This is a genomic window from Bacillus sp. RSS_NA_20, assembly GCF_020165915.1.
GTDB classification, from domain to species: Bacteria; Bacillota; Bacilli; order Bacillales; family Bacillaceae; genus Bacillus; species Bacillus altitudinis.
Genome location: NZ_JAIUKW010000005.1, coordinates 1809855 through 1822639, shown reverse-complemented (window position 1 = coordinate 1822639; position 12785 = coordinate 1809855). Strand labels below are relative to the sequence as shown.

Below are 12785 nucleotides of genomic sequence, written 5' to 3'. Positions count from 1 at the left end.
GACATGCTCTCTATAAGGAGGGCATGTCTTTTTTTGTGATGGATTGAAGATGCATCTGCAGCACGGAGCGCATGAGCTGAGGCGGTAAACGATGGGGCTGTACGATTCCATTCAATGCAAGCCCATTGATGACCGCATAAAGCCGCTCAGTTTCTAATAAAAGATCGAGATGATCTAGCAGTAGCTCATCCTCTTTCAATTTCATTAAGCAAAATTGAACGGTTTGAAAAAGCTCGTCATACATCTTTGCATTGAGCGGCTGTAAATCTGGTTCAGTCAGTGCCTTGACTGTAAAAGCCTGCCACACCTCCATTTCAAATATTCGTTCTTCGTCTAGTGGAAGAACCTGCTCCAATAATGTGAATACATTTTCCTCTGTTGAACCGTTTAATGGAAGCTTAGCAATTCGCTCCTTCACTCTTTCCTGAATTAAATTCATGGAGAATAGAAATAATTCTTGCTGTGTGGAAAAATAATGACGCATAGAGCCGGCTGAAATGCCAGCTTCAACGGCTATTTTTCGTACAGAAGCGCTTTCCAATCCCTCTTGTTTAATCACTCTCATAGCAGCTTGAGCGACCTTTTGTTTTTGTTTATGGTGATCGACGATTTTTGGCATACCTTGATTTTAGCACAGCTATTGTTTTTTTAACACAGTTGTGTTATTTTTTATTTAATACAATCGTATTAAAAAGGATGTGGGGAAATTGGTCGGTTTATTGATTGTGGCATGTGAAATTGGTTTTTGGCTGTTTATTCTTATGGGTTTAACACTGCGTTATGTATTTAAACAGAAAAAATGGGGTGCTTTCTTTCTTGTCTGTACGCCGGTTTTAGATCTCATCCTTCTTGCGGCTACTTATATAGATTTAAAGCAAGGGGCTGTGGCGAGCGTCATTCACGGGCTTGCGGCTGTCTATATTGGTGTGAGTCTGGCCTTTGGACATCAAATGGTGAAATGGGCGGATGCTAAGTTTGCTTATCGTTTTGCAGGTGGCCCTAAGCCAAAGGGGAAACCAAAGTACGGGAAGGAGCGGTCTTTGTATGAAATGGTGGGCTGGACGCGTCATTTCATCTCTTATGTCATCGGAGCGGGGCTGTTATATGGATTGACCTATCTCATCCAAGCACCAGAACGAACGGAATCTCTGATGCAGCTTGTCAGTGTGTGGGGGATGGTCTTAACCATTGATTTCGTCATTAGCATCAGCTACGTCATTTGGCCGAAAAAACACCCAGAAAATATAGCAGGTTGACAAAAAAGACAGGCGGACTCATTCCACCTGTCTTTTTGCTATGAGGACAATCCTTTGTAAATGGTGTCAATATTCCATTTCATCATCTTATAGTAGCTGTCCCCATCTTCACCTTCTTTGCCAATAGAGTCCGTAAATACTTTCCCCTTAATCGGAATTCCGGTTTCCTCAGATAGGCTTTCAAGGCTGCGCTTATCTACACTTGTTTCAAGAAAAAGGGCAGGAACTTGATGGTCTTTAACAAAATGAATGATGCGCTTCATTTGTCCAGGTGTTCCTTCACTTTCTGTGTTGATCTCCCAAATGTAGCCGGCTTTCAGTCCATACGCATCCGCAAAATATTTGAATGCCCCTTCGCTTGTGACAAGGAGTTTTTTGTCTTTTGGCAGCTGATCAAACTTATCTTTTGCTTCATTGTGAAGCGTTTGAAGCTTTTTGATATAGGTTTCAGCATTTTTCTCGTAATCCTCTTTATGCTCAGGATCTGCTTGAATGAGTGCATCTCTGGCATTTTGCGCATAAAGAATCCCATTCTCGACATTCAGCCATGCGTGTGGGTCCTGCTGGCTTTCAAGCCCTTTTGAAGACAAATGCTTCACTTTGACGCCTTTACTCAGCTCGGCTACAGGTGCATCAGCTCCGTCCTTGCCGCTCGATTCAAGCAGTTTTTGAAACCAGCCATTCCCTGTTTCAAGGTTCAAGCCATTAGATAGAACAAGGTCTGCATCCGTCGTATACTGAACATCCTTTGGTAGTGGGTCAAATTCATGTGGGTCTGTACCAATGGGAACAATGCTGTGAATAGAGACATGCTGTCCGCCTACTTCCTTCACAATGTCATAAAGAATGGAGTAGGTCGTGACAACTTTTAATGTACCGTCATCTTTTCCGGAACTCTTTTGCTGAGTAGAACAGCCTGCGATGACCAAAAGGGCAATACATACTGCGGTCAAACGGATTGCTAATACCTTCTTCATATATGTCCTCCTTTTACATAGACGCTTCCTTTTTTAACTGTGTTCGTTTTCGCTTCGATTTTAAGGATCTCCACAATATCCCTTGTTTCGGTGAAAAGATAAAGGCACTGCCGAATAATATGGTCGCGACCAGCACAATGGAAGCACCAGACGACAAGTTATACGTAAAGCTGAGCCCAAGTCCTACGACGGCTGAAACTGCTCCAAAAAAAGCAGATAAATAAATCATGATCCATAGCCGGTCTGTCAGTAAATAAGCGGTGGCAGCTGGTGTAATAAGCATTGCAACAACAAGAATAATACCTACAGTTTGCAGAGACGCCACGGTCACTAGGGTCAATAAGGTCATGAGGAAATAATGGATCATGCGATTCGGTAAACCGTAAACCGAAGAAATCACTGGATCAAATGAACTAATGAGCAGTTCTTTGTAGAAAACAATGACAGCCAGCAAAATGAAAATGCCGATGCCAAGCGTGATCCACATATCAGATGAACGAACGGCTAGTACGTTTCCAAACAAGATATGATATAAATCGCTGGAACTTTTTAAAAATGTAATCAAAATGATCCCAATGGAAAAAAAAGCAGTGAATACGATCCCGATGGCAGAATCATTTTTAATACGGCTGTTTTGACTGACATATCCGATGCCGATGGCTGTCAGTACACCAGTTAGAACCGCACCAAAGAAAAAGTTAATGCCGAGCATATAAGAGATGGCGACACCTGGAAGTACAGCGTGTGAAATCGCATCTCCCATCAAAGCCATTCCCCGTAAAATGATAAAGCAGCCAATGACGCCGCAGATGATCCCTACCATAACGGATGTAAATAACGCTTTTTGTAAAAACGCATATTCAAAAAGTCCGGTTAAGAATTCCATTACGCGTCTCCTCCTGCTGATTTTAAAAATGGCAGTTGTGTTTCGTATGCTTGGAGCATGACCTCAGGACGAAGAATATCATGTACAGGCCCTGCTTTGACCAGCTTTTTATTTAGAAGAACGAGATGGCTGAAGTAATCATCGGCTTTACTTAAGTCATGGTGGACGACCAGAATGGTTTTTCCTTCATCTCGTAATTCCTTCAAAATGCCGATCATCGTTTCTTCACTTGCCATATCAATTCCGACAAATGGTTCATCTAAACAAAAGAGCTGTGCGTTTTGAGCGAGTGCTCGTGCAAGGAAGACACGCTGCTGCTGACCGCCAGATAATTCCCCAATCTGTCTTTTGGCAAAGTCCTGCATCCCGACCTTTTCTAAGCAATGGTACGCATAGGCACGGTCTTCTTTTTTCGGTCGTTTGATCAATCCGAGCTTTGGGTATGTGCCAAGCAGTACGGTATCCAGCACATGGATAGGAAACGTCCAGTCTAGATCATTTCTTTGCGGTACATAGGCGATCTGTTTTCTCACTTGTTTAAAGGGTTGTTCAAAAAAACGAATATCCCCTTGATCCTTTTCAATTAAATCTAAACATGCTTTCAATAAAGTCGATTTACCAGCACCATTTGGACCAATGATTCCAGTCATCGTTCCTTCCTGTATGGAAAGAGAGACGTTTTCTAGTGCATCCTGTCCGTGGTATGAGACATACAGGCGGTCGATTGTTAAAGCGTTTGACATCTCTTGCGGCCCCTTTCGATCATCAATTGCGTTTCCTAAAAATATATGCATACATTTAATAATTTTGACTAAAGGATGAAATGATTCTCCAACGCTAATTTGTTTCCTTAAGGAAACTTTTATCTTATTCTAATCGTATGTCCTTCTTTTGTAAAGAGAAATGCTGAATATTCCCATCAAGCGATCGTTTTTATGTTATGCAACGAAGAGGGGACATGAGCATGGATTATTGAAAATTCACGTGACATCCTTGAATACGAAAAATCTCAAACATTTGCTTATAAATGATTGACAGTTTGTAAGAACTCCTCATATAATAAGGGTAATTCAATATATGAATATGTGCTCATATATAATATCTACAGCAGCTGATAGGTTTGATTGAATCAGGGAAGGCTACTTATATAGAAAAAGGTGAGAACATGAAAAAGATGAAGGATGAATACGTATTAAGCGGTCTCGATTGTGGAAACTGTGCACGTAAAATTGAAACAGGTGTCAGCAAACTCGAAGGGGTTGAAGCCTGCTCAATTAATTTTGCGACGGGTACATTAACTGTGACACATGCTGATGCACAAGAAACGATGTCAAAGCGTATTGAAAAAACCGTTCAGTCCATTGAACCTCATGTGAGTGTATCACCAAAAGAAGAAGGACATCACCACGATCACGATCATGGAACAAAGAATTTAAAAACGATTGTACTGAAATTAATTGGTGGTGCAGTCATTGGAACGGCGGCTTATTTTATACCTGATAATGGCTTACTGAAGTTCATCATGTTTTTCGCCGCGTATTTACTAGTTGGTGGAGATGTTGTCTTGAAAGCGCTAAAAAATATTGTGCGCGGTCAATTATTTGATGAGAACTTCTTAATGACAATAGCTACAGTTGGTGCTTTTGTGATTCAGCAGTATCCTGAGGCACTGGCAGTCATGCTGTTTTACCAAATTGGAGAACTGTTCCAAGGGGCAGCTGTGAACCGCTCTAGAAAATCAATTAGCGAATTAATGAATATCCGTCCAGAATACGCAAACCTCAAAGTGGGGCAAGAAACAAAAAAGGTAAAGCCGGAAGAAGTTAAAGCGGGTGACCGTATTGTCGTCAAACCAGGTGAAAAAATTCCTTTGGATGGACGCGTGATAGACGGTTATTCTCTTGTGGATACCTCTGCACTAACTGGTGAGTCTGTTCCAAGAGATGTGGAAGCAGGAAAAGAAGTGCTTGCTGGATTTGTGAACCAAAACGGCATTCTTGAAATTGAAGTGCAAAAAGAGCTCAGTGAGTCAGCGGTTACGAAGATTTTGGATTTAGTCGAAAATGCAAGCAGCCGTAAAGCGCAGACAGAAAACTTTATCACAAAGTTCGCTAAATATTATACACCTGCTGTGGTCGTGCTAGCTTTATTGCTTGCCTTTGTACCACCGCTTCTCATCCCATCAGCTCAATTGTCTGATTGGGTGTACCGGGCACTTGTCTTTCTTGTCATTTCGTGTCCATGTGCTCTCGTTGTATCCATTCCATTAGGTTTCTTTGGCGGGATTGGTGCCGCATCAAAACGAGGTATTTTAGTGAAAGGCAGTAACTACTTAGAAGCCTTGAACTCTGTGCGCTATGCGGTGTTTGATAAAACAGGTACTTTGACAAAAGGGAACTTTACAGTCACTCATATCGAAGCAGCGAATGAGAAATGGTCAGAAGAGGAATTGCTTTCTTTTGCGGCACTGGCAGAAGCGCATTCTTCGCATCCGATTGCGGAATCGATTAAGGCGGCTTACGGGGCGTCTCTTGATGAGAGCCAGATCGAATCTTACGAGGATATTGCGGGTCATGGGATCAAAGCGACAATTCGCGGAGCTCATGTATTGGCAGGTAACCATCGCCTGATGGAACGAGAGGGCATTGCTTTTGAAAAAGAAAAACGAAGCGGAACGGTTGTGTATTTAGCAATAGACGGTGAGTTTGCGGGATCGATCTTGATTGCAGATGAAGTAAAAGACGATGCAGTTGAAGCGATATCTTCTCTAAAAGCTGCGGGCATTCAAACCGTGATGCTTACAGGGGATGCTGCGCAAGTAGGAAATGCAGTCGCACAACAGATCGGCATTGACGAAGTTCACACTGAATTATTGCCACAGGATAAAGTCGCCAAAATCGAAGACATGTATGAGAAAAAAGCATCTCAAGACAAATTATTGTTTGTTGGTGACGGCATAAACGATACGCCGGTTTTGGCAAGATCGGATATAGGTATTGCCATGGGTGGACTTGGTTCAGATGCAGCAGTTGAAGCGGCTGATATTGTGATTATGACAGATCAGCCATCGAAGGTAGCGGAAGCTATTGCTGTCGCTAAAAGAACGAGAGCCATCGTATGGCAGAATATTGCGTTTGCTCTTGGGGTGAAGGCCGTCTTCCTCATACTTGGTGCATTCGGTATTGCAACGATGTGGGAAGCCGTCTTCTCGGATGTTGGTGTCACTGTACTGGCTGTTTTAAATGCGATGAGGGTCATGAAATAAAATTGTAAGGAAAAATTCATGAATAGCGTCTTTCATAATAGACCCCCTCTTGTTAAAATAGAAGAAGTTGGATAATGGCATTTTCCTGAGCTGTTATCCTTTTTCTTTGTGAAGGAATGAATGAAAAAGATAAGGTAGGTGCTTTTGTGAGTAAAAAAAATAATCAATCTTCATCCATCAAGTTTGCAGTTATATTAACCATCATTGCAGCTCTTCTCATCGGTATTTTCGTTGTGATCGGTAACAACAACAGCCAAGAAGCACAAACGGTCGACAGTAAGCCGTCTATTAAAGGACAGCCTGTCATGGGAGATCAAAAGGCAAAAGTGCAAGTTGTCGAGTTTGGGGATTACAAATGTCCATCATGTAAATCATTTGAGACTGACATTTTCCCAAAATTGAAAGCAGACTACATAGATAATGGCGATGTATCCTTCTCATTTATTAACTTACCACTGCCTGTTCATGGGGACGGTGCGGTATTAGCAGCACTGGCTTCTGAAGAAGTGTGGAAAGAAGATCCGAAAAACTTCTGGGCATTTCATGAAGCGGTCTACAACGCACAACCAGATAGTGAAGCAGAATGGGTAACGCCAGCAAAGCTCACCGAATTGGCGAAGAAGACAACGAAAATTGATACGGACAAGCTGAAAGATAACCTATCAAAGAAAACATATCAGCCACAGTTGAACACAGATGATCAGCTGGTGAATCAATACAAAGTAAATGCAACACCAACTATTTTCATTAACAATAAACAAGTCCAAAACTTTTATGACTATGATGAAATCAAAGAATTAATTGATCAAGAGCTGAAAGGGAAAAAATCATGAAGAATAAACTGATTTACTTATACAGCGCTTGGATCGTCTCGATTGTGGCGACGATGAGCAGCCTGTATTTAAGCGAAGTAAAGAAGTTTATTCCATGTGATATGTGCTGGTTTCAGCGCATTTTCATGTATCCGCTTGTGCTTTTACTTGGAATTGCTACATTCCGTGGCGATGTCAAAGTGAAGTACTACGTTCTCCCTTTGGCCGGGATTGGTGCTTGCTTTTCCATCTATCATTATATGGAACAAAAGATTCCAGGCTTTGCATCGATTCGTCCTTGTCTAAGCGGTATTCCTTGTTCCGTTGATTATCTGAACTGGTTTGGTTTTATCACCATTCCACTCTTAGCTCTCATTGCATTTATTCTGATCATCATTAGTATGCTGCTTTTAAATGCAAAAGAAGATTGAGGAGATAGCCTGCTTTTAAGCAGGCTATCAGCGTGTAGACAAACCCTCGCATTCTTTGTCAGTCCTGCGTGCTGGTGCTCACGAATGTCAAATTCGCTCCGCGCCAGTACTCGTCCTTCCTAGACTGCAAAGGTTTTCTATCACGCTGAAATGAAGACAAAGGGATAAAATCAAGTTCATTTTAGCCCTTTGTCAACAATCTGAGCCTGCTTTTAAGCAGGCTATTTTTTATTTTTGCAAAAAGATAAAATTTAAAGAAAATTTGTATTGCTTTTCATTTGTGTCAGATATACATTAAGGGGAGAGTGTTAGATGATCAGACAATGGTAAGGAGATAAGCGGAAAATGGCATGGGAAGTGTTAAGTATTATTGGCATTGTGGCATTCGCCATTAGTGGTGCGATTGTCGCAATGGAGGAAGAGTACGATATTCTTGGTGTGTACATTTTAGGGATTGTCACAGCATTTGGCGGTGGAGCGATTCGGAATCTATTAATTGGTCTTCCGGTGTCTGCTTTATGGTCACAGGGCAAAATGTTTACCATTGCCCTTGTATCCATTACGATCGTGTTTCTATTTCCAAAGCTTTTGCTCAAGCACTGGAGCACGTGGGGGAATTTCTCGGATGCGATCGGTTTAGCAGCCTTTGCAATTCAAGGTGCATTATTTGCTGTACAAAGAGAGCTCCCGCTCAGTGCGGTCATTGTGGCAGCGATTTTGACTGGAAGCGGCGGAGGCATTGTGCGTGATTTATTGGCAGGACGAAAGCCACTTGTGCTAAAAGCAGAGATTTACGCAGTATGGGCAGCCCTTGGCGGCTTACTCGTCGGACTCGGCTTAGCGCAAGGAGAGCTTGCTTTATATCTGCTGTTTGTCATCCTCGTTATATGCAGGGTTTGTTCCTACTTATTCAAATGGCGGCTTCCCGCTAGATCTTATTTTTTAAATAAAGGGTAAAACGAAAAGAGGGCGATGTGTCGCTCTTTTTTTTATGTGTTATTCGAGCTTGATGTCAGCAGGTCAAGCTGTTTTCGTGTAAAATAAAAGTAGGTTCTTTATTCATCATTGGAACAATACACGAGATGAAAATGTTGTCATTTGACTGAATATGTAGATTCAGTCTTTTTTTGCCTAGATGGATTGTTATGTGTTGGTTTCGCTTTTTGCGGGATACTAAAGAAACGCTCATGACCGAACGGATGGATCTGAAAGAAATGAACACATCTTTGCATGTAAGCAAAACATGACGGAAAAAATGAAATGGGAGGGACATGTACTTGGAGATTTTTTTGGCAGTGCTCGTACTACTAGCACTCATTGCATCATCTAATATTATCAATCGTTTTCTGCCCTTTATTCCAGTTCCATTAATCCAAGTGGGTTTAGGGATATTGGTCGCAGCTTTTCCTTCAGGTTTACATATTTCTTTAAATCCTGAGCTATTCTTCGTTTTATTTATTGCACCACTGTTATTTAATGATGGGAAGCGTACCCCAAGGGACGAGCTGTGGAAATTAAGAGCGCCCATTCTTCTATTAGCTTTAGGGCTCGTATTTGCGACAGTCATTGTCGCGGGATATACCATCCATTGGATGATTCCAAGCATACCACTTCCAGCTGCATTTGCGCTTGCAGCGATTTTATCACCGACAGATGTCGTTGCTGTAAGTGCACTTTCCAGCCGTGTGAATATGCCAAAGGGGATCATGAGACTGCTGGAAGGCGAAGGGCTAATGAACGATGCGTCAGGACTTGTTGCCTTTAAATTTGCTATTGCAGCGACGGTTACAGGGGCATTTTCCATTGCAGAGGCATCCTTTAGCTTTGTTCTTATTGCTGCTGGCGGATTATTGACCGGATTTATTCTGTCGTTTTTTATCATTCGTTTCCGCTATTTTCTCCGCCGTTTAGGCATGGACGATGTCACAATGCACATCATCCTGCAAATCCTCACGCCGTTTGTGATTTATTTAGCAGCGGAAGAAATTGGCGTATCGGGCATTTTAGCCGTTGTTGCCGGTGGTGTGACACATGCCATCGAGCAAGACCGAATGGAAGCGAATTTAGCAAAACTGCAAATTGCTTCTTCAAACACGTGGAATATTATTTTATTTATTTTAAATGGCCTTGTTTTCGTTTTACTTGGGTTACAAATTCCTGATGTATCGACCGTCATTTTCCAAGATGAAGCCTTTAATAATATGCAGGTGATCAGTTACATTTTAATCATTACATTCTGTCTAATGATTCTCAGATTCCTATGGGTTTGGCTGTTCTGGGCAGGAAACTGGAGTGTATCGAAAAAGAAGAATGCGAAAAAACCGAAGCTGCGTGCTTCTATGCTGATGACATTCTCTGGTGTTCGTGGTGCTGTTACATTAGCGGGTGCTTTCTCCATCCCGTTTACGCTTGCCGACGGGTCACCATTTCCTGAGCGCCATTTAATTATTTTCCTCGCAGCAGGCGTCATTTTATGTACACTCATTTTAGCGAGTGTGCTACTGCCTATTTTATCGGAGAAAAAAGATAAGCAAGTGGATGTGGACTTAGATACAAAGATTCAGCACGCGAAACGGAAGCTGCTGAGAAGTGCCATTAAAACCCTAAAAGAAGGAATGAATGAAGACAATCGAGAAGTCTCCCTTGCACTCATCAATGATTACCGAATGAAGCTGAGAAATATTCAGCGGGAACCGTACCAGTTTGGTATGAGAAAACAAGAGAGAAAAATCAGACTGCACGGCATTAAAGCAGAACAGATGAAACTTCAGCAGTTGATCGAGGAAGAGAAAATCGACAAAGAAGAAGCGTATGAGCTGCAAGAGAGATTTCATGAGCTGGAAATGCTCTATTCCAACTCCTTTAAAATTCGTTTCTCAAAAGTGAAGTTTCTGCGCTTACTACAATGGCTTCAATTGTGGCGTCCGCATCAGCGTATTTCAAGCGGCATATTAGAAAACGAGGAATCGTATAAACAAATCCGTAAGAAAACGGCTGAAGCTGCGGTGGATTCTATTAAGCACCATATGACCGAAGACAATCAACAAACGTGTCATCAAGTCATTGGGTTTTACAATCAAGTAATTTTCCGCTGTGAACATGGTCCTTCTTTCTTCCAGCAAAAGGATCGTACGTTTGACCGGAAGAAGAAAGAGCTTAACTTCCAAGCCGTACAGACGATTCGTAATGAAATCCAAACCTTATATGAAAATGGCGAAATCAATCGTGATATTGCCCATCATTTAAGGGAGTATATCAATGACATGGAAGCAGTCTTACTGACCAATACATGATGTTGTCATCTTCTCCCCTATGTTTTATGATGAAAAAAAGAGACGAGCAGGGGGAGATGCAGGATGACATATTACGGAGCGATTGAAGCTGGTGGGACAAAGTTCTGCTGTGCCATTGGCAATGAGCATGGGGATATCATAGAGGAATTAACCATTCCAACAGAGCACCCGGAAAAAACCATCCAATCACTTATTCCATTTTTTCAGCAACATGAAATTGCAGCATTAGGGGTCGGTTCCTTTGGACCGATTTGTGTCCAGAAAGACGATCCTTCTTACGGTTACATCATGAATACGCCGAAAGTTGAATGGAAGCATTACCCGTTGATACCTGAGCTGGAGAAACAATTAGGCGTACCGGTGTCCTTTACGACAGATGTCAATGCCGCAGCATTAGGTGAACTGACAAAAGGGGCCGCCAAAGGGCTAAGCAGCTGTCTGTATATCACGGTCGGTACGGGGATTGGTGCCGGGGCTGTTGTGAAACATGAGCTTCTCCACGGTCACTCACATCCAGAAATGGGACACATCCTGGTCAGGCAGCATGAATCAGATCAGTTTGCAGGTGTCTGCCCAGCGCATGGTACTTGCTTAGAAGGACTGGCGGCAGGACCAGCTATTGAGGCAAGGTGGGGAAAGCCGGCTAAAGAGCTTACCGAAGAAGAAGCAGTTTGGTCTCTTGAAGCAGATTATTTAGCACAGGCATTAATGCAATACACGCTGATATTAAGCCCAGAACGCATCATAATGGGTGGAGGCGTCATGAAGCAAAAACAGCTATTTCCGCTCATTCGAGAGAAGCTGGCTGCGTATGTCAATGATTATGTCGACATGCCGCCGCTTGATACATACATTGTCTCTCCTGGACTTGAGGACAAGGCAGGTATGACAGGTGCTTTGCTACTAGCGATTGAAGCGAAGAGAAACGCCTGATAATAGAGTTTTCAAACACAACATGAGATAATGAAAAAGATGGAATCTATGAAAAGGTGGTTGTTAACATGGTCAAAAGCTTGAATGATACCGTAACACTAAATAACGGAGTAGAAATGCCATGGTTTGGTTTAGGTGTATTCAAAGTGGAGGACGGCAACCAAGTGGTTGATGCCGTCAAAGCAGCCATACGAAACGGTTATCGCAGCATTGATACGGCTGCCGTTTATAAAAACGAGACAGGCGTAGGGAAAGCCATTAAAGAATCTGGCGTCAAAAGAGAAGAATTGTTCATTACGTCAAAAGTATGGAACACAGATCAAGGATATGACAAAGCACTCGCTGCATTCGATGCAAGCTTAAACCGGCTCGGTCTTGATTACTTAGACCTCTATTTGATTCATTGGCCTGGACCAAATGCAGATACATTTAAAGAGACATGGCGTGCGCTTGAGAAGCTTTATAAAGATGGAAAAGTAAGAGCGATTGGTGTCAGCAACTTCTACGTGCAGCATTTAGAAGAGCTGTTAAAAGATGCAGAGGTTGTTCCAGCGGTGAACCAAGTAGAGTTTCATCCAAAACTGACACTTGTCGAATTACGACAATATGCGAAAGAAAAAGGCATTCAAATTGAAGCATGGTCTCCGCTGATGCAAGGAAAGCTTTTGGATCATGACGTATTAAAGGAAATTGCAGCACAATACAACAAATCTGTGGCTCAAGTGATCTTGCGTTGGGATCTGCAAAGCGGCGTTGTCACCATTCCAAAATCAATCAATGAAGAACGCATTAAACAAAATGCCGACATTTTTGACTTCGAGCTTTCACAAGAAGACATGGAAAAAATCAATGCACTTAATAATAACGAACGTGTCGGGTCTAATCCAGAAACGATGACGGTTGGGTTTGAATAAATAAAATTATCCCCTTAG

Annotated in this window: 12 protein-coding genes; 8 read left to right on the top strand and 4 right to left on the bottom strand. The window is 42.3% G+C overall.

Going from position 1 to position 12785, the window contains the following annotated elements:
- Window positions 1-10: 10 nt before the first annotated feature.
- A complete protein-coding gene (locus LCD32_RS15100; RefSeq protein WP_025207976.1) occupies window positions 11-619 on the bottom strand; it encodes a TetR/AcrR family transcriptional regulator in 609 nt (202 codons plus the stop codon).
- 88 nt (window positions 620-707) lie between these two features.
- On the opposite strand from LCD32_RS15100, the gene LCD32_RS15095 reads away from it, so the two are divergent.
- Complete coding sequence (locus tag LCD32_RS15095) at window positions 708-1256, top strand: hypothetical protein (RefSeq protein ID WP_035701384.1); 549 nt, start codon at window positions 708-710, stop codon at window positions 1254-1256.
- Window positions 1257-1294: 38 nt separating this feature from the next.
- On the opposite strand, the gene LCD32_RS15090 is transcribed toward LCD32_RS15095, so the two are convergent.
- The 3 genes from LCD32_RS15090 to LCD32_RS15080 are packed head-to-tail and all read right to left on the bottom strand — an operon-like array spanning window position 1295 to window position 3862.
- A complete protein-coding gene (locus LCD32_RS15090; protein ID WP_035701381.1) occupies window positions 1295-2233 on the bottom strand; it encodes a metal ABC transporter substrate-binding protein in 939 nt (312 codons plus the stop codon).
- 13 nt (window positions 2234-2246) lie between these two features.
- Window positions 2247-3119, bottom strand: coding sequence for a metal ABC transporter permease (locus LCD32_RS15085; protein ID WP_007500236.1), 873 nt, complete (start codon window positions 3117-3119; stop codon window positions 2247-2249).
- Entirely contained in the window at window positions 3119-3862 is a 744-nt protein-coding gene (locus LCD32_RS15080; RefSeq protein ID WP_008347622.1) for a metal ABC transporter ATP-binding protein, read from the bottom strand. Before LCD32_RS15080 ends, LCD32_RS15085 begins: the two co-directional genes overlap by 1 nt.
- A 422-nt stretch (window positions 3863-4284) precedes the next feature.
- On the opposite strand from LCD32_RS15080, the gene LCD32_RS15075 reads away from it, so the two are divergent.
- From LCD32_RS15075 to LCD32_RS15045, 7 genes are all read left to right on the top strand, one after another.
- Entirely contained in the window at window positions 4285-6384 is a 2100-nt protein-coding gene (locus LCD32_RS15075) for a heavy metal translocating P-type ATPase (RefSeq protein WP_318010839.1), read from the top strand.
- A 146-nt stretch (window positions 6385-6530) separates the two neighbouring features.
- A complete protein-coding gene (locus tag LCD32_RS15070; RefSeq protein ID WP_017359241.1) occupies window positions 6531-7217 on the top strand; it encodes a DsbA family protein in 687 nt (228 codons plus the stop codon).
- Entirely contained in the window at window positions 7214-7627 is a 414-nt protein-coding gene (locus LCD32_RS15065) for a disulfide oxidoreductase (protein ID WP_007500241.1), read from the top strand. Before LCD32_RS15070 ends, LCD32_RS15065 begins: the two co-directional genes overlap by 4 nt.
- Before the next feature lie 345 nt (window positions 7628-7972).
- Entirely contained in the window at window positions 7973-8584 is a 612-nt protein-coding gene (locus LCD32_RS15060) for a trimeric intracellular cation channel family protein (RefSeq protein ID WP_007500242.1), read from the top strand.
- Window positions 8585-8904: 320 nt separating this feature from the next.
- Window positions 8905-10920: a Na+/H+ antiporter gene (locus LCD32_RS15055; RefSeq protein WP_039963778.1), complete on the top strand. Its 2016-nt coding sequence runs from the start codon at window positions 8905-8907 to the stop codon at window positions 10918-10920.
- A 63-nt stretch (window positions 10921-10983) separates the two neighbouring features.
- Complete coding sequence (locus LCD32_RS15050) at window positions 10984-11853, top strand: ROK family protein (RefSeq protein ID WP_224564130.1); 870 nt, start codon at window positions 10984-10986, stop codon at window positions 11851-11853.
- A gap of 68 nt (window positions 11854-11921) precedes the next feature.
- The gene (locus LCD32_RS15045; RefSeq protein ID WP_017359243.1) at window positions 11922-12767 is read left to right on the top strand and encodes an aldo/keto reductase; all 846 of its coding nucleotides are present in this window, start codon (window positions 11922-11924) and stop codon (window positions 12765-12767) included.
- Window positions 12768-12785: the final 18 nt, after the last annotated feature.

Coding starts and splice junctions, on each gene's coding strand:
- LCD32_RS15090 (WP_035701381.1), bottom strand. CDS start 2,233: ATGAAGAAGGTATTAGCAATCCGTTTGACCGCAGTATGTATTGCCCTT.
- LCD32_RS15060 (WP_007500242.1), top strand. CDS start 7,973: ATGGCATGGGAAGTGTTAAGTATTATTGGCATTGTGGCATTCGCCATT.
- LCD32_RS15080 (WP_008347622.1), bottom strand. CDS start 3,862: ATGTCAAACGCTTTAACAATCGACCGCCTGTATGTCTCATACCACGGA.
- LCD32_RS15100 (WP_025207976.1), bottom strand. CDS start 619: ATGCCAAAAATCGTCGATCACCATAAACAAAAACAAAAGGTCGCTCAA.
- LCD32_RS15075 (WP_318010839.1), top strand. CDS start 4,285: ATGAAAAAGATGAAGGATGAATACGTATTAAGCGGTCTCGATTGTGGA.
- LCD32_RS15085 (WP_007500236.1), bottom strand. CDS start 3,119: ATGGAATTCTTAACCGGACTTTTTGAATATGCGTTTTTACAAAAAGCG.
- LCD32_RS15050 (WP_224564130.1), top strand. CDS start 10,984: ATGACATATTACGGAGCGATTGAAGCTGGTGGGACAAAGTTCTGCTGT.
- LCD32_RS15065 (WP_007500241.1), top strand. CDS start 7,214: ATGAAGAATAAACTGATTTACTTATACAGCGCTTGGATCGTCTCGATT.
- LCD32_RS15045 (WP_017359243.1), top strand. CDS start 11,922: ATGGTCAAAAGCTTGAATGATACCGTAACACTAAATAACGGAGTAGAA.